Here is a 16,808-nt window from a genome sequence, read left to right on the forward strand (position 1 = left end):
GAAAATGGTCATCCGCATTGCCCTCGCCAGAAAGCTCCTCGTCATTCTCAACGCAAAAGCACGAGACGCGCGAAGGGAATTCCAATATGCAACTTGACACACCAGATAGTCGCTCATCCCTGTGCTCGTCACAGGGATCCAGCGCGCCCAAGTCCTTGGGCGGGGAGACTCCATTGCATGATAAGAGTCATTCACGGCGCAGACGCGCCGTGGCTAGATTCCTGTGACAAGCACAGGAATGAGGAAGGGAGTACCGCCCCAAGGGCCTCAAGGTACAAGGCGGACGCGCCGGCCGTCGACCCTAAGCTGGGGAGATTGTTGACCCAATCCGAACGATTCATTCGTTTCCCTTTTGTACTCTTCCCCTCTTCCCTTTCGCGCTGACTCTCTCCATATTCGCGCCATGGCCAGATCTCCGAAGAAATCCCCCGCCCCGAATGGCTTCGAGGAAGCTCCCCAGTCGTCCTTTGAGGGCGCTCCCCTTTCCGGCTCGGTTGCCGATTGGGTGAAGCAGCTCGAGGCCGATGCGGAAGCGTCGGGTGTCGAGAGCCAGCGCGACATCGCCTCCAAGGCCGGCAAGCACCGCAAGAAGGTGGAGAACGAGGCGCGCAAGCACACCGAGGCGGTCAGCGTCAACAAGAAGGCGACGGCCAGCAAGACTGCGCGCGGCGTTTCGATCGGCGGCTCCACCGACCCGAAGACCCGCGCCGCCGCCGGTCTGAACCCGGTGGCGGGTCTCGATATTTCGCTTGAAGATGCCGGCAATATCTCGCCCGGCGGCGTCACCGCCACGGTCGAGGCGCTGTCGGCGCTGATCGAGAGCGGCAACCCGCTGCACAAGAACGGCAAGATCTGGACGCCGCACCGCCCTGCCCGCCCGGACAAATCCGAAGGCGGCATCCGCATCCTGATGAAATCGGATTACGAGCCGGCCGGCGACCAGCCCACCGCCATCCGCGATCTCGTCGAAGGGCTGGAGAATGGCGACCGCAGCCAGGTGCTGCTCGGCGTCACCGGCTCCGGCAAGACCTTCACCATGGCCAAGGTGATCGAGGCGACGCAGCGCCCGGCCGTCATCCTGGCGCCGAACAAGACGCTGGCCGCCCAGCTCTATTCCGAGTTCAAGAATTTCTTCCCCGACAATGCGGTGGAATATTTCGTTTCCTACTATGATTACTACCAGCCGGAAGCCTATGTGCCGCGCTCCGATACCTATATCGAGAAGGAATCCTCGATCAACGAGCAGATCGACCGCATGCGCCACTCGGCGACGCGCTCTCTGCTCGAACGGGACGACTGCATCATCGTCGCCTCGGTCTCCTGCATCTATGGTATCGGCTCGGTCGAGACCTATACGGCGATGACCTTCCAGATGTCGGTCGGCGACCGGCTGGACCAACGCCAGCTGCTGGCCGACCTCGTGGCCCAGCAATACAAGCGCCGCGACATGGATTTCACCCGCGGCTCCTTCCGCGTGCGCGGCGACACGATCGAGCTCTTCCCCGCCCACTTGGAAGATGCCGCCTGGCGCATCTCGATGTTCGGCGACGAGATCGACGCCATCACCGAGTTCGATCCGCTCACCGGCCAGAAGGTCGGCGACCTCAAATCGGTGAAGATCTACGCCAATTCGCACTATGTCACCCCGCGCCCGACGCTGAACGGCGCCATCAAATCGATCAAGGAAGAGCTGCGGCTGCGCTTGGCCGAACTGGAGAAGGCCGGCCGCCTGCTCGAGGCCCAGCGCCTGGAGCAGCGCACCCGCTACGATATCGAAATGCTTGAAGCCACCGGCTCCTGTCAGGGCATCGAGAACTATTCGCGCTACCTCACCGGCCGCGACCCCGGCGATCCCCCGCCGACTTTGTTCGAATACATCCCCGACAACGCCCTCGTCTTCATCGACGAAAGCCATGTCACCGTGCCGCAGATCGGCGGCATGTACCGGGGCGACTTCCGCCGCAAGGCGACGCTGGCCGAATATGGCTTCCGCCTGCCCTCCTGCATGGACAACCGGCCGCTGCGCTTCGAGGAATGGGACGCCATGCGCCCCGATACGATCGCCGTTTCGGCCACGCCCGGCGGCTGGGAGATGGAACAATCCGGCGGCGTCTTCGCCGAACAGGTGATCCGCCCGACCGGCCTGATCGACCCGCCGGTCGAGGTCCGCTCGGCCCGCAGCCAGGTGGACGACGTGCTCGGCGAGATCCGCGAAACCACGGCCAAGGGCTACCGCACGCTGTGCACCGTGCTGACCAAGCGCATGGCCGAGGACCTGACCGAATATCTGCATGAACAGGGCATCCGCGTCCGCTACATGCACTCCGACATCGACACGCTGGAGCGTATCGAGATCCTGCGCGATCTCCGCCTCGGCGCCTTCGACGTGCTCGTCGGCATCAACCTGCTGCGCGAAGGCCTCGACATTCCCGAATGCGGCTTCGTCGCCATCCTCGACGCCGACAAGGAAGGCTTCCTGCGCTCGGAGACCTCGCTGATCCAGACGATCGGCCGCGCCGCGCGTAACGTCGACGGCAAGGTCATCCTCTATGCCGACAACGTCACCGGCTCGATGAAGCGGGCGATGGAAGAAACCAGCCGCCGCCGCGAAAAGCAGATGGTCTACAATGCCGAACACGGCATCACACCGGAATCGGTCAAGGCCAGGATCTCCGACATCCTCGACAGCGTCTACGAACGCGACCACGTCCGCGCCGATATTTCAGGCGTCTCGGGCAAGGGCTTCGCCGATGGCGGCAACCTCGTCGGCAATAACCTGCAGACCCATCTCAACGCGCTCGAAAAGAGCATGCGCGACGCCGCCGCCGACCTCGACTTCGAAAAAGCCGCCCGCCTCCGCGACGAAATCAAACGCCTCAAAGCCGCCGAACTGGCCGTTATGGACGACCCGATGGCCCGCGAGGAGTCCAAGGCAATGGAAGGCAAAGGCGGCCGCGCCAATGGCAAGGGCAAAGCTACGGCCTCCAGCAGCAGCCCTCATGGTGAGGAGGCCCAGGGGGCCGTCTCGAACCACGAGGGCGGGCGTGGAACCTCCTACTTCTCCAGACCCAGCCTCGACGACATGGGCCCAGGCACCGACACATCAACGCCCCTCTTCCGCAAACCGGACCTGGACGAAATGGGCCGCCACGTCGCCACACCGGCCGATGGCAAAGGCCTCTTCCGCCGCAACACCCTCGACGAAATGACCGTCGGCCGCACGGAAAAGCCGGTGACCGGCCATGTGCCTGACAAGCCGGATGCCGCAAAGAGCACGAAGCGGTTCTCACCGCTGGTTGAGGGTCAGCCGGAACGCGATGACATGCGGCCAGTCGTGCGCGGGAAGACGGGCGTGGGAAGCTATGAGGATCCGGGCGAGCAGAAGCGCAAGGGGCGCACGAAGGGGAAAACCGGGCGGCCGGGGCGGTGATATCGGTTCGCGCGGCAAACGATTCAAAACTCAAACCGAAGTTGTCCGATTCCTAATTCGTCCATAATTAATTCTTTTGTCTTTACCGAACGAAATACCCGGTAAAAGGATTGCGATTTATATTTCTCCGCAATTTGGGAAATTACGCTTCGAGCACGATCAAAATAACGATCAAACTCTTCTTCTGCGGGGATATTTAACTCAGCCCCTCCCACCATCAACGATATGCAATACATTATATACCACTGAGTATAAGCTATAAATTCACCATTGCTCTCAAAATTCTCCTGCCTGCGGAGAACGACGAGTTCCGTTTCACGAACAGAATTAACAAACAGATAAAGCCGCGCTAATTTAACCAGGTAATCAGCGTCTAACTTTTCAGAGAAGATTAGATTATACATGGAACCGAATATCTCGTCCGACGCAGTCTTCGCGAGATGAGGCTCATGAAGCCTATAGGCCAATATTGCCTGCCCTAACTTCAATGAATCAATACGTCCGCCCTCTTCTGCATTTTCAAATTGGTTCTTTTTTCGCTCATATAAAAGATTATTATCCTCGAAAACAGCAGCAATTTTCTTTTGAATAGGGTCGTTCGCCTTGAGGTCTCGCGGAGCTATACGTGCCTGACTGTTTGTCGCAATTGCAATCTGCTCAGAAATATCCGGCCGGCTCGAGGCAAAAATCTTCACGAGAAGGACGACCTCCGCGACCCTTTCGGAGTCCCTTTTATAAGCTTCTAAAAGAGAATATGATGTTTGGGCACCGTTAACGATCTGAAAATCCGTTAAATGAATCTTGGATCCTCTCACCTTTTGATGAGTAAAGTCCTTCGCAATTATTGTAATACCATTATTCAAGTACCAAAAAAGATGGTTTTCCTCTGAAAGAGCGCTTTGATGTATTTGGCGATTATACCCACCGTCCAAGCCTAGGAAACCGCGAATATTTTCATCAAAAAGATGGCGTTTAATTGATCCCCCTTCGTTCGAAATCATTTCAATATACGATTTCGCGTCGACGTTCGCCACTAAGCCGCGAATATCACAATCGGTTCTCTCATATTTCTGAACGTCGACAGTATCAAGTATCCCGTTCTCCTTAGTTCTCCCATCACTGGACAATAAACTAATAATACTTTGGTACGACAGCTCCTCAACAGAGACAAATTCGTATTGCGTACAAAATGCATCAAATCTACTGCGCTCGTGAACGACGAGTGGCATTGCATTTGATACGAGAAAAACATGGATATATATTATTTTCCCCGAATCTATAAGGCGCCATACATCGATAATCTTCTCTTTAAGAAGAGGATTGACAGACTCAATTAAACCTGGTGCCCTATCTGTGATGTCCCTAATAAGGGAGATAAGTTTATCGATCTCGCTGCCAGGAAAATTCTTTTTGGAATTTTTTATATTTGAAGCATATTTACATTGAACAATACTTACATGGACGAAGCTGCCCGACTCTTGTATATAAACAGCATCGGCACCCCGATCATTTCCACCGTCCGTAATAAGAGAAGATATCTCTTCGCCTGACCTCGGAAAAAGCGCGTCGAGTATCAAATAAAGAAAACCGGTAGAGCGGTCATCTAATCCGATCTTGTCGGCCGCCTTCCTAATTTTACTTTCGATGAGTGAAAATTCAAGCTCAGTGATCTGGCGCATGTAATTACCGACATCAATCTAATCAACTCAAGATAGACGGATTCGCCGCTCGCACAATCCTTTAAGTTAGCACTTCGATTTTATTGACAGAGTAGTTTAAATTGGCAGAAACCTTGCCCTTAGTTGACCCGCCATCAGCGCGCAAACGGCTTACGCACGCGTGCCCGCTGACGCCCAGTTCCAGAATGTGGAAGTCACTCTTGACTATCGGAGGGCTTGCCACTCACGGCGGCGAGTAGCCCAATCACAATATCTCTGTACTGCCTCGCTCTTGCCAATGGTCATGCTGATGCGGCGCTAATTCGATCTGCGGGAATTGTGAAGCCAGCTGATTGGAGACGCTGCACTAGCTTAGGAACGATTTCTTTGACATGGTGGTTGAACTCAATACGCAGAATGCCGTCCGTATCAGAGGGTCGTTCAAGCGTGCCTTTTTGCAGGATCGCCATATTTCCCCTTCCAAGTGCAGCCATTACCATCCCCATTTCGAGAATGACGTTCTGCCGGGCTCGGGGCTGACGATCGGCATCTGCGAGCCTATTGGAATAGCCATAATCATCCGGTGTCAGAAGGACTATGCCAAAAGCGGCGTCCTTATAGATGCTCTGCTCTAACGCTTCGACGATAGTCTTTCCTCCGCCGTCGGAGTTTTGGAGAATAAAAGGCTTCAACCCAAGCCTAAGAAGAACAAGTTCTAGTTGATCACGTGCTTCTGTATCGTGACCATGAACGACAAAAATCTTTGCTTCACTGTCAGCGGGTGCTGCAACAGGCGCTGGATTTCCGAGCGCAGAATCTATCTCCAGCTGAAATGTCTCCGGCTCTTTGCCTTGGCAGGTCAATGTCCCCTTTGACGGCCACCAATTCAGAATTTGGCCCGTCTTAGATCGGAATTGGACGTGGCCGTTTTTTTCGCTCCATTCGCCGGCTTTGCCGGTAGCGGCAACGGCTATCTCAAGCTCCTCACGCGTCCCGTGAAATTTTCCCACAGTCGGTCTCTCCTCCACAACGTTCGGTATCCATTCCTCAAAACAATCGGTGATGCAAGTTGAAGGACCTTCTGCAAAACGTGCTGCGGATTTTGCATGGATTCTTGAGCGCTTTGCTGCCGGGTAAGATTGCCGGTCTGTATAGGAAATGAGACCTATTGTCCCCAGACATTCAACCGTAGCTCTGCCGCCGTTCGTCCTCTTCCTTCGTGCCATCCGGCTTTACCACTTGTGACCAGAAAGAAACCAACAATGTCCGACACCATCCTACGCTACGTCCCCTCCGACCCGTATTGGCAACCCTCCCCGGAAAACGCCACCAAGGCGGTCTCCTTGCTGGAAACAATCGTCCCCGGGGCGGACGAAGTGAAATCGAGCTTCGAGGATGAGGTCAGGTTCTACGATCCCGGCGAAAACTGGTCTGGCGTGGAGTGCGGCGCCTGTGGTGCGGATGCCGAGGAATGGTGGGGAGAGGCGATGGAAACCGCTTCTGAGAATGGGTTTAAAGACCTCAGCACCGTGGCCCCTTGCTGCGGCGCCACCGTGTCATTGAACGACTTGCGGTATGTCTGGCCCGCCGCGTTCGGCCGCTTTGCTCTCGAGGCCCACAATCCAGGCATCGGAGATACCACCGAGGAACAGGATCGGAAGATGACTGAATGCCTCGGAGTGTCACTGCGGAAAATATGGGCGCATGTTTAGGTTATCGCCGCTCCGCTTCTTGTGACCGCCTCTCTCCTCCGCAACGATGAAGCGGCGACACTCCCTTACGCTGGTGAAGGAACATGGAAGGCGGAGGATATCGCCAACCAGCGGGACGAGGACCCGTGGAGTTTGCGTACGTTTACCGGATGATGCGGAGTAATTGGCGGCCACTGCCTTCTCCTCCCTCATTCCTGTGCTCGTCACAGGAATCCAGCTACCGCGCGTCCGCGCGGTGAATGACTCCAACTCGATAAAGGCTTCTCTCGCGCCCAAGGACTTGGGCGCACTGGATTCCTGTGACAAGCACAGGAATGACGGAGGAGAGGTGGTTGCCATTGCCGCCAACCTAGCAGAGAGCCAACAGTTCCATCTATCCCAATACCGCCTCCGCCATCCCCCTCACCCAGACACAACCCTCCCCTCCCCAGCCACCAGCGCAAAATAAATCCGCTCCACCCGACAAGCCGCACTCCTGGCGCTCGCCTCATATCCCGCCGCCGGCCATCCCAGCCGTGGGCTGCCATCGGCCGCCATCAGCCAGTACCAGCGCTCGTCGGAGCCGGTCAGATCGATCTTGAAGATCCGCCCCATGCAGGTTTCGCCGTCAAAGCCGATGAAATCGTCGCCCGGCTTTTCCTTCCACGCGTGGCGCCATTTGCCCCTGGGCCGCTCGCCGCTAATGATCATTTCCCAGCTCTTCCAGCCGTTGTAATCCGACCGCGCCGTCAGCGAGCCGTCATAGGGTTTCCGGTCGAACGCCAGGCAGCCTTCCAGAAAGACGGCGACGGACTCGCAAACATCCCGCCAGGCCTGGTCGTCGCGCCATGTCAGCCTGTAGGCGAGCTCATCGGACACATTCCGCAACGCCTGGGCGATGGCGAAGGCGACACCTTCCCGGGTTGCCGGCCGGCCATTCGCCTTGATGTCGAGAGAGGTGCAGAGGAAATCAGCCGCGTCGGCGGCGATCGCATCGATGACCTCAGGCTTCCGGCGCTTGCCGATCTCATAGCCGCCGAAATCCCGTATTCGACGCTGTGTCTGCCGGCGAAGGGTAGTGTTGAGGAACGATCTTAACAGCGTTCCGATATCGTCTTGCATGCGTTGTCCTCTCCTCGCGAGGATGTTTGCCGCATGGTTTCGTGAATGGCTCCCGCCCGAGCCGGTGAAATTAGCGCAATTCCTGACGCAAGACCGCCACACGCCTTTGCCTGAATTGCTCTAGCTCTTTGTTTTCACGCAATTCCGGACGCAAAACCGTTACACACTTTTGCTGGAATTGCTTCAGATCAGCGTCGGTTCCGGATCGTCCTCGACTTCCTCGATGATCTCAGGTCCGTCATTCCTCGGCGAGCCGACGCCGCGGCCGATCTTCCACATCGTCATCAGCTCGGCCGGAAAAGGCTTCATCAGATCGCCGGGATCGGGTTCTGGCGACAGCCACCTTTCATAATCCTCGCGATGCAGGATGACAGGCATGCGGTCGTGAATCTCAGCCATCATCTCGTTCGGTTCGCAGGTGACGATGGCGAAGTTGCGGATCGACACGCCGTTCTCATCCTTCCAGGTCTCCCAGATGCCGGCGAGCGCGAAGGGAGAGCCGTCCTCCATCGCGATCGCATAGGGCTGCTTGTTCTTGCCGGTGCCGAGAATATCCTTCCATTCGAAGAATCCGTTGATCGGCACCAGGCACCGGCGCGAGCGATATGCCGAACGGAACATGCCATTGGAAGCGATGCTCTCGCAGCGGACATTGACCGGCGGCGGCCTGCCCCCCGGCTTGGCCCAGGACGGCATCAAGCCCCAGCGGGCGGCCACGAAAATGGCGCCCAATGTGTCAGGCTCGCGCACCACGTCCATGATGATAATCGGATAATCCTGCGACGGCGCGCCGTTCCATCGCGGAAAGCGATTTCCCAACCCGTCGACATCCCCGCCCTTCACTGCAAAGGGGAAATTGCTGATCAGTTCCTCAAGAGACGTCCTGACGAATATGCGTCCGCACATGCCGTTTTCTCCGCCGGTAGAGTATTAGATGTTCCTATTATGTTCACGGCCGGAAGCGTGTCAACGATGTCTCAGTTGCACCCCGCTGGAATGCCCGCCGCCCGCATCTAAGCGCGCGGTCTGCCGTTCAGCTTTCGATCCAGTTCGTCAGTTCTGGCTTTCCCAAGACCTGCCTCATCCGCAAGTCGAGGCCACTGATCAACGGCGGCGCGCACCTCTTCGATGATATCAATGGCATCGCCTTCAGCGATCGATGCTCCCTTTGCCACGGAAAGCAAATGCTCCTTCCCGGGATTGCGCCCTTCTCCCCCGATGGAGGCGCTGTGCTCGCCGCCAGGACCTTGCGAAAAGGTGAGGTCGTATGCCGGAGACAGCGTCCACCGGCCATCCCCAGCCATCAGGAAGGCGTGGTTCTTGGCATGGTCGTCCCTGTTATGAGCGAAGACGTTGAAGGTCATGTTGCGAAACATCCGCGACACATCCTGGCTGTTGCGTGTCAGCGCAGCCGTGACCTTGTGGAGGCTCTCATAGTCGAGGGTCGGTTCGCGGTGGCTCGCATTGACCAGACCACACGCTGTGTGCATGTGCAGGCGACCGTTCGCGGCTCTGTCGAACCTCTTCGTTGCGAAAAGGCGATTGCCCCTGGCGGTCTCGATGACCCGGGTCTCGGCCATCTCTAGTCCTGCCGCCCGTGCCATCAGGGCATAGGCGTACTCTTCGACGCCAATATCCTCCCGGTCGTGGATGCTGCGACCTTTGACCAGCCAGTGCTCGAAGCCAGGCTCCATTGCCAACCCGTAATCGATGTAAAACGAGTTCCTTTCACTATTGAGGCCGACCATGATCTTCGGCCTCGCACCTGCAGATCCGCCCTGCGCCTCCTGCAGTGCATCGATCTCGGCTGTGTCCATTTCGTTCTGGACACGGTCGACTTGTTCGACGAACCAGTCGAGGTCGTTTTGACCGTGCTTCTCCAGGGGAAGTTCAGGGATGAAGGCGAGCGCTCCCATCCCGGTCGTTCCAACGGCTGAGAGGCGGTCGATGGGTGTCACATCGCCCGTCTTGACCCCGATTTTCTCGAGACGGCGATCCAGGAGCAATCGACCCCAACCGTCCGGAACGCAGTCATTGAAGAGGCCGTGCAGCCCTTCGAATTCCCTGGGGATCCTGCCGGGGGGCGCCAGCCCTGCCCTCACGGGCAGTTGGAAAGGCGATATCGGCAACGGCGAAGCGATGAAATCAGGCGCGTATTCGAAATATGCCTGACGCTCCCTGGAACTCCATGCCAGTGTCCCCAATTCACGCCGGGCGCCTTCCAGGTCAAGGACGACCCTGATCTTGTTAATGGAGACGAACTTCATTTCTTGCGCACTCTCTGCCTGACCGGATGTCCGATAATGTCGTCCAGTGTCTTCGCCGGTCGAGGAGGAAACAAGGTTTCGAGTTCCGCTTCCGCTTCGAGAGCGAATGCAATTTTGACGACAGATTCGAAAGATCCCTTTCCAGTCTCCTCCAACAGTCGAAGCGACCCGTAAGACACGCCGGATCGAGACGCGAGTTCGCGCTGTGTGAGGTTCATGTCGATCCGGCGACGCTTCATGCGCGCAGCAACATTTTCGATGATTTGCGCGGGAGAAGTCAGCGTAAGCGCAAACATATCAGCACTTATCCGTCATTTTCAATTTAAGTGCTAATATGATAGCAATTGCTTTACATGTCAATATGCGTCGCTGACCACAGACCATTCCCGCGCGCTGCACATGGTTGCCTTTGGGGAACAGAGCGCGCTTCCGCCGACGAGCAACCTGCGCCCCCGCTGGAATGCCGCATCCGCGACTCGTGCTATAGTTTTTTCGTCACCAGAAGGAGCCCGCATGCGCCTGCCCGCCCTCGCTCTCGCCCTCTCCGCGCTGATCGCCCCTCCCGCTTTCGCCGAGACCTTCAAAACCCCGAAGGCGCTGCTGCAGGCGCTGTACAGCTTCGATGCCGCCAGCAGTGACGACAGCCCCTCTCCCTATTCGGCTTTCTTCTCCGACCATCTGAACAAGATACTGCAGGCCGATCTCGACAAGACGGCGGAAGGCGATGTCGGGGCGATCGATTTCGATCCCGTCATTGCGGGGCAGGATGGCGAGGCAAGCGACCTCAGGATCGGCCAACCGATCCTGCTGAACGGCCGGGCGGAAGTCGAGGTGCAGTTTCGCAACGGCGAAAACGTGACGCTCTATTACAGGCTGGTGAAGGAGCATGGCGGCTGGAAGGTGGAGGATATCGCCAACCAGCAGGGCGAGGAACCCTGGAGCTTGAGTGCGTTGCTGGGCGATGAGGAATAGCTGGCGGCCACGACCCTCTCCTTCCCCGCGGGCGCGGGCGCCCGCTCTTGATCGGAAAGCTCCATATCAGCTGAACGAGGCAACCGCCCATGCCGGAACTGCGCATCGACCCGTTCCCTTCCGCCGCCGAGCTGAACACCCTCTTTTCCGCCGCCTGGGGCAGCCCGCACAGCCGGGATTTCACCGCCATCCTCTCCCGCAGCCTCGCCCATGTCGGCGCCTACCATGACGATAGGCTCGTCGGCTTCGTCAACGTCGCCTGGGATGGCGGCATCCATGCCTTCATCCTCGACACTTCGGTTCATCCCGAGATGCGAAGGCAAGGCATCGCGACGCGCATGGTCCGCCAGGCGACGAGCCTCGCCCGCGAGCGCGGTGCCGAATGGCTGCATGTCGATTTCGAACCGCACCTGACCGGCTTCTACCGCGCGTGCGGATTTACCCCCCACCGAAGCAGGGCTGATCAAGCTCAAGTAAGGTCTCCCGCGCGGGAAGCAGGAAAAAGTCGAAGCCAGAACCAACCTGCGATGGTGACGCGGACGACGCCGCAGCGCGGCATTGCCGAAGGACCGCCCCAAGACACAACCTTCCCGAGAGCATCCCGGCTGGCAATGAAAGATAATACTAATTAGGAGATCAAAGCATGCCTTTGAGTTCTCGAATTAAAATTTGCTTTCGAGTATTTTATCCTTAGTTTTTCATTAAAAAAGCAATGAAAAGACACAATTTTGCATTGAAAACATCATCGGGGGTTGGCATAGATCCCCAGGGGGTTGTCCGTCCGTTGAAGCTGCAAGAACAGTTCTTTCGGGGATGTCTCATATTGCCGAGTACAACGCATCTTTTGGGGAAAGATATATATGGCCTTGAATATTCTGGACACGAACGGCGCAACGATTACCAAGACCGGCGCCGAATTCGAAGCTTACGACGTCATTAGGAACTCCGCCGAAAATCCTTCCGTGCCTGTCACTCTGGTTGTCTCGGATTCCGGCGTGGCCCATCTGGCCGACGAGTTAGGTTCGGTCTCCGCAAACGTAAGAGGCTCAAGCGGCGACAATGCGATCACGACAGGCGCAGGCGATGACACCATTATAGGCGGTGACGGCGCAGACACGCTGAACGGCGGCGCCGGAAACGATCAGCTCTATGGCGGAGCGGGCAATGACACGCTGATTGGCGGCGATGGCAACGACCACATATTCGGCGACACCGGAAATGACGTCATCAGAGGCGGCGCGGGCAACGATACGATCACCGATGGTGGTTTCGACTTTCTGCCTGGACCTGGCGGCCTCGTGCCGGAACTCTTGGATATCGATGCAGGCGACGGCGACGATGCCATCATCCTGCAGCTCGCTCCACGGCTTTCCGGAACTATCGATGGCGGCGCGGGGATTGATTCGCTCCAAGCCTTTGAGCTAAGAGGCCTGACGATCAAGAACATCGAAGTCCTTGAAACGGCGGGATATACGGTTTCCGGTTCGAGCGCGCAATTCGAGAGCTTTGACAAGATCGTTTACTCGACCGATCAGTTCCGCGATTCCAAAGCCGCATTGGCATTGACGGACAGCGCTCACGTCGATCTTTCCGACGAGCTGGGAAATCACGGGGCTTTCGTCACCGGCTATGTCTCCGGCGTTGACATCAAGACCGGCAACGGCGACGACGAATTTACCGGCACCGACGGCAACGACACTTTCGACGGCAGCGGCGGCAATGACATCATCAACGGCAAGGCCGGCAATGACAAATTGATCGGTGGCGCCGGCAACGACACCATCAATGGCGGCGCCGGCATCGATACGGCGTTCTTCTCCGGCAATTTCGCCAATTATTCCTTCGCGTTGAACAACGGCGATCATATCCTGACGAGCGCCGCGGAAGGCACCGACACGCTGACGGACGTCGAATTCTCGCGCTTTGCCGATGGCGTCTATGACTTTGCCAAGGGAACCTTCAAGCCCGATAGCAGCAACAGCGCGCCGACCGATATCCAGCTGTCGAAAACCGCTTTGTCGGAAAACACCCCGCTCTGGACGACGGTCGGTCTGCTCAGCGCCAAGGATGCCGACGGCGACGCCCTCACCTACACGCTGCTCGACGGCGCCGGCGATCACTTCCGGCTCAAGGGCAACCGCATCGTCACCTCGAAGGCTTTGGACTACGAGACCGACAAGTCGCACACGATCAAGGTCGCCGTCTCCGACGGCAAGGTCACTGTGGAAAAGGAAATCGTGATCAACGTCGTCGACGTCAACGAAGCTCCGGTCAACAAGGCGCCGATCAATCTCGCCTTTTCGCGTACGTCGATTTCCGAGAATGTCGCGATCGGCACCTCGGTCGGCCTGCTGTCGGCCGTCGATCCGGAAGGCGGCGTTGTGAAGTGGCGGTTGACGGATGATGCGGACGGCGTCTTCAAGCTCGTCGGCAACAAGATCCAGACGACGGCAGCGATAGACTACGAAAGCACCCATAGCCTGACCTTAACCGCCGAAGCCTATGACGCGGCTGGAAACGCCACCAGCCACGATTTCACGCTTGCCGTGAAGGACGTCTTCGAGCCGTCGTTCTCAAGCTTGGCGCATGAGGCATTGATCTGACCGCGACGTGATTGCGGCCGACGCAGAGATGCGTCGGCAAAACGCACCTTTTTGAAAGTTTCCATATGGCCTTGAATATTCTCGACACGAACGGCTCCGCGGTGACCAAGACCGGCGCCGAGTTCGAAGCGTACGACGTCATTCGCCACTCTGAAGCCGCTCCTCTCGCCGCTGTCACCCTCGCCGTCTCGGGTTCCGGGGTGGCAGATCTTGCCGATGAACTCGGCTCGGTCTCCGCAAGCGTGACGGGCTCGAGCGGCGACAATGTGATCACAACAGGTGCAGGCAACGACACCATCTCAGGCGGCAACGGCGCAGACACGCTGAGCGGCGGCGCTGGCGACGATCAGATCAGAGGCGAAGCTGGCGATGACCTGCTGAATGGCGGTGATGGCAATGACAGGCTCTTCGGCGACGCCGGCAACGACGTCATCAAGGGCGGTGCGGGCGACGATGTGATTGTCGACGAAGGTTATACCAACGACGTTTTCGATATTGATGCAGGTGAGGGTAAGGACCTCGTGTCGTTGTCACAGGGTTTTACCAGTACGCCATCCGGAAAAATTGATGGCGGTCTCGGAGTCGACACGCTGCAAGCCAACAATCTGAGCGGCTTGACAATCAAAAACTTCGAAATCCTCGACACGCACGGATTCGATGTTGTCGGATCGGCCGCGCAGTTTGAAAGCTTCGAGAAAATTATTTCCGGTACGGTCGGTCCCTCCCCCACCACCACCTTGCGGTTGACAGACGGCGCCCATGTCGACCTCTCGCAGGAGCTAGGTCCCGGCCTGATCTACATCTCTCCTGACAATTACGCCACCGGTATCGACGTCACGACCGGCGGCACCAGGGATTACCTGACCGGGGCCGGCGGGAATGACATCCTCGACGGCGGCGCTGGTGACGACCACATCTGGGGCAATGAGGGAGATGACCGGTTGACCGGTGGAGCCGGCAACGACACCATCGAAGGCGGCGACGGAAATGACGTCATCCGGGGCGGCACCGGCAACGACAAGATCGTCGATGGCCAAATTAGTGGCTCCAGCCCCGAAACCTTCGACATCGATGCCGGCAGCGGCAATGACACCGTGATCTTGCAGAACGACGACACCGCGCTTTCCGGAACAGTCGATGGTGGTGCGGGCACTGACAAGTTGCAAGCCAGCCATCTGAGTGGCCTGACGATCAAGAACTTCGAAACCCTTGATACAGCAGGTTTTGCGGGTGTCGGCTCGGCTGCGCAATTCGAAAGTTTCGATACGATTATCAACTCGAATACGACCAATGCCGTCTTCCTGAGATTGACGGACGGCGGCCATCTCGATCTCTCCGACGAGCTGGCAGGCCGTCAGGCCCAGATCTTCGGCAACGTCTCCGGTATCGACGTGACGACGGGTACGGGCAACGACAAACTGGAGGGCACCGACGGCAACGACATTTTCGACGGTAGCGGCGGCAACGACACGATCAACGGCAATGCCGGCAATGACAAGCTGACCGGCGGCGAAGGCAACGACCAGATCTTCGGCGGCGTCGGAAATGACGTCATCAGGGGTGGCGCGGGCGACGACAAGATCACCGATGGCGATAATATGTCCACCGCCCCAGAGACCTTCGATATAGACGCCGGCGATGGCAATGACGCCATCAACCTGCAGACACATTCTTCCGCAATTTCTGGCGTGATCGACGGCGGCGCCGGCATTGACACGCTGCAAGTCATCAAGCCGACGCTGGGCCCCGGCAATGAATTCATCGGGCTTGCGGGTCTGACGATCAAGAACGTCGAAATTCTTGAAACGGCGGGAGCCGAGGTTCTTGCCTCGGCCGCCCAGTTCGAAAGCTTCGACAAGATCGTCAAATACGACAAGCCAGGCTACGAGAACGACGTCCTCGCGCTGACATTGACGGACAGCGCCCATGCCGATCTCTCCGACGAGCTGGCAAACCGCCATGTCGATATCTTCGGCACGGCCTTCGGCATCGATGTCAAGACCGGCGGCGGTGACGACTATTTCTTCGGCACCGGCGGCAACGACACGTTCGAAGGGGGCGCCGGCAACGACACGCTCCTCGGGGGCGCCGGCATCGACACGGCCGTTTTCTCCGGCAACTTCGCCAATTATGCCTTCGCGACCAGCAATGGCGATCGCATCCTGACGAGCGCCAAGGAGGGCACGGACACGCTGCGTGACATCGAAATCGCGCGTTTTGCCGATGGCGTCTACAATTTCGCCACGGAAAAGTTCACGCCTGACAACAACGCCGCACCGACCAACATCCAGCTTTCGAAAACCTCCTTGTTGGAGAGCACACCGCTCTGGACCACGGTCGGCCTGCTCAGCGCCAAGGACGCCGATGGCGACGCCCTCACCTACACGCTGATCGACGGGGCGAACGATCATTTCCGCCTCAACGGCAACCGCATCGTCACTTCGAAGGCGCTCGACTACGAGACGGACAAGTCGCACACGATCAAGGTGGCCGTTTCCGACGGCAAGGTCACCGTCGAAAAGAGCATCACCATCAACGTCCTCGACGTCTACGAAGCCCCCGTCAACAAGGCGCCGATCAACCTCGCCTTCTCGCGCAGCTCGATCTCCGAAAATGTCGCGATCGGCACCGCAGTCGGCCTCCTTTCGGCGGTCGATCCGGAAGGCGGCGTTGTGAAGTGGCGGTTGACGGATGATGCGGACGGCGTCTTCAAGCTCGTCGGCAACAAGATCCAGACGACGGCAGCGATCGACTACGAAAGCACCCACAGCCTGACCTTCACCGCCGAAGCCTATGACGCGGCCGGAAACGCCACCAGCCACGATTTCACGCTCACCGTGAAGGACGTCTTCGAACCGTCCTTCTCGAGCTTGTCGCATGAGGCATTGATCTGACCGCAATACAGTCGCTCGGGATGCAGGAATGCGTCCCGAGCACAGGCGGAATGCGCCGGCGCGCCCAAACACCGGTGCTGCCGGTGCCGCCAGCTTCCAACCTGCAGCTGCCGAATCTCCGATTGAGGCCACCGCCCGTCATCCGTTCTTGCAGGTGCAACGCATCTTTTG

Annotated in this window: 11 protein-coding genes and 1 pseudogene; 6 read left to right on the forward strand and 6 right to left on the reverse strand. The window is 58.0% G+C overall.

Annotation, left to right across the window (positions count from 1 at the left end; genetic code table 11):
• The first annotated feature begins 403 nt into the window (after positions 1–403).
• Positions 404–3,430 (forward strand): excinuclease ABC subunit UvrB, encoded by a 3,027-nt coding sequence (gene uvrB / locus EFQ99_RS31335; protein WP_126924931.1) that lies wholly within the window; start codon positions 404–406, stop codon positions 3,428–3,430.
• A 23-nt stretch (positions 3,431–3,453) separates the two neighbouring features.
• Here uvrB and EFQ99_RS31340 read toward each other — a convergent pair whose 3' ends face one another.
• Together EFQ99_RS31340 and EFQ99_RS31345 are read right to left on the reverse strand one after the other, a co-directional pair.
• Complete coding sequence (locus tag EFQ99_RS31340) at positions 3,454–5,109, reverse strand: AIPR family protein (RefSeq protein WP_126924932.1); 1,656 nt, start codon at positions 5,107–5,109, stop codon at positions 3,454–3,456.
• A gap of 281 nt (positions 5,110–5,390) precedes the next feature.
• Positions 5,391–6,098, reverse strand: a complete 708-nt coding sequence (locus tag EFQ99_RS31345; RefSeq protein ID WP_164736474.1) for a TIR domain-containing protein — start codon at positions 6,096–6,098, stop codon at positions 5,391–5,393.
• A 252-nt stretch (positions 6,099–6,350) separates the two neighbouring features.
• Between EFQ99_RS31345 and EFQ99_RS31350 the strand changes: the two genes are divergently transcribed.
• On the forward strand, positions 6,351–6,800 hold the full coding sequence (locus EFQ99_RS31350) for a hypothetical protein (RefSeq protein WP_126924934.1): 450 nt from the start codon (positions 6,351–6,353) through the stop codon (positions 6,798–6,800).
• Between the two features lie 402 nt (positions 6,801–7,202).
• Here EFQ99_RS31350 and EFQ99_RS31360 read toward each other — a convergent pair whose 3' ends face one another.
• The 4 genes from EFQ99_RS31360 to EFQ99_RS31375 all read right to left on the reverse strand — a co-directional run bounded on the left by EFQ99_RS31360 (position 7,203) and on the right by EFQ99_RS31375 (position 10,464).
• A complete protein-coding gene (locus tag EFQ99_RS31360; RefSeq protein WP_126924936.1) occupies positions 7,203–7,901 on the reverse strand; it encodes a hypothetical protein in 699 nt (232 codons plus the stop codon).
• Between the two features lie 183 nt (positions 7,902–8,084).
• Positions 8,085–8,807, reverse strand: a complete 723-nt coding sequence (locus tag EFQ99_RS31365) for an SOS response-associated peptidase (RefSeq protein WP_126924937.1) — start codon at positions 8,805–8,807, stop codon at positions 8,085–8,087.
• A gap of 107 nt (positions 8,808–8,914) precedes the next feature.
• On the reverse strand, positions 8,915–10,168 hold the full coding sequence (locus EFQ99_RS31370) for a type II toxin-antitoxin system HipA family toxin (RefSeq protein WP_126924938.1): 1,254 nt from the start codon (positions 10,166–10,168) through the stop codon (positions 8,915–8,917).
• On the reverse strand, positions 10,165–10,464 hold the full coding sequence (locus EFQ99_RS31375) for a helix-turn-helix domain-containing protein (protein WP_245441618.1): 300 nt from the start codon (positions 10,462–10,464) through the stop codon (positions 10,165–10,167). Before EFQ99_RS31375 ends, EFQ99_RS31370 begins: the two co-directional genes overlap by 4 nt.
• A 217-nt stretch (positions 10,465–10,681) precedes the next feature.
• Between EFQ99_RS31375 and EFQ99_RS31380 the strand changes: the two genes are divergently transcribed.
• The 4 genes and pseudogenes from EFQ99_RS31380 (at position 10,682) to EFQ99_RS31395 (ending at position 16,637) form a co-directional block, all read left to right on the forward strand.
• The gene (locus EFQ99_RS31380; protein ID WP_126924939.1) at positions 10,682–11,140 is read left to right on the forward strand and encodes a DUF3828 domain-containing protein; all 459 of its coding nucleotides are present in this window, start codon (positions 10,682–10,684) and stop codon (positions 11,138–11,140) included.
• A gap of 89 nt (positions 11,141–11,229) precedes the next feature.
• Positions 11,230–11,617 (forward strand): annotated as a pseudogene (locus tag EFQ99_RS31385) (GNAT family N-acetyltransferase).
• Between the two features lie 383 nt (positions 11,618–12,000).
• On the forward strand, positions 12,001–13,743 hold the full coding sequence (locus tag EFQ99_RS31390) for a calcium-binding protein (protein ID WP_126924940.1): 1,743 nt from the start codon (positions 12,001–12,003) through the stop codon (positions 13,741–13,743).
• Positions 13,744–13,808: 65 nt separating this feature from the next.
• Complete coding sequence (locus EFQ99_RS31395; protein WP_126924941.1) at positions 13,809–16,637, forward strand: metal-binding protein; 2,829 nt, start codon at positions 13,809–13,811, stop codon at positions 16,635–16,637.
• Positions 16,638–16,808 lie beyond the last annotated feature (171 nt).

Origin of the sequence: Rhizobium vallis, assembly GCF_003985155.1 — a bacterium.
GTDB lineage: Bacteria > Pseudomonadota > Alphaproteobacteria > Rhizobiales > Rhizobiaceae > Rhizobium > Rhizobium vallis.

Coding starts and splice junctions, on each gene's coding strand:
- EFQ99_RS31340 (WP_126924932.1), bottom strand. CDS start 5,109: ATGCGCCAGATCACTGAGCTTGAATTTTCACTCATCGAAAGTAAAATT.
- EFQ99_RS31365 (WP_126924937.1), bottom strand. CDS start 8,807: ATGTGCGGACGCATATTCGTCAGGACGTCTCTTGAGGAACTGATCAGC.
- EFQ99_RS31375 (WP_245441618.1), bottom strand. CDS start 10,464: ATGTTTGCGCTTACGCTGACTTCTCCCGCGCAAATCATCGAAAATGTT.
- EFQ99_RS31380 (WP_126924939.1), top strand. CDS start 10,682: ATGCGCCTGCCCGCCCTCGCTCTCGCCCTCTCCGCGCTGATCGCCCCT.
- uvrB (WP_126924931.1), top strand. CDS start 404: ATGGCCAGATCTCCGAAGAAATCCCCCGCCCCGAATGGCTTCGAGGAA.
- EFQ99_RS31395 (WP_126924941.1), top strand. CDS start 13,809: ATGGCCTTGAATATTCTCGACACGAACGGCTCCGCGGTGACCAAGACC.
- EFQ99_RS31390 (WP_126924940.1), top strand. CDS start 12,001: ATGGCCTTGAATATTCTGGACACGAACGGCGCAACGATTACCAAGACC.
- EFQ99_RS31360 (WP_126924936.1), bottom strand. CDS start 7,901: ATGCAAGACGATATCGGAACGCTGTTAAGATCGTTCCTCAACACTACC.
- EFQ99_RS31370 (WP_126924938.1), bottom strand. CDS start 10,168: ATGAAGTTCGTCTCCATTAACAAGATCAGGGTCGTCCTTGACCTGGAA.
- EFQ99_RS31350 (WP_126924934.1), top strand. CDS start 6,351: ATGTCCGACACCATCCTACGCTACGTCCCCTCCGACCCGTATTGGCAA.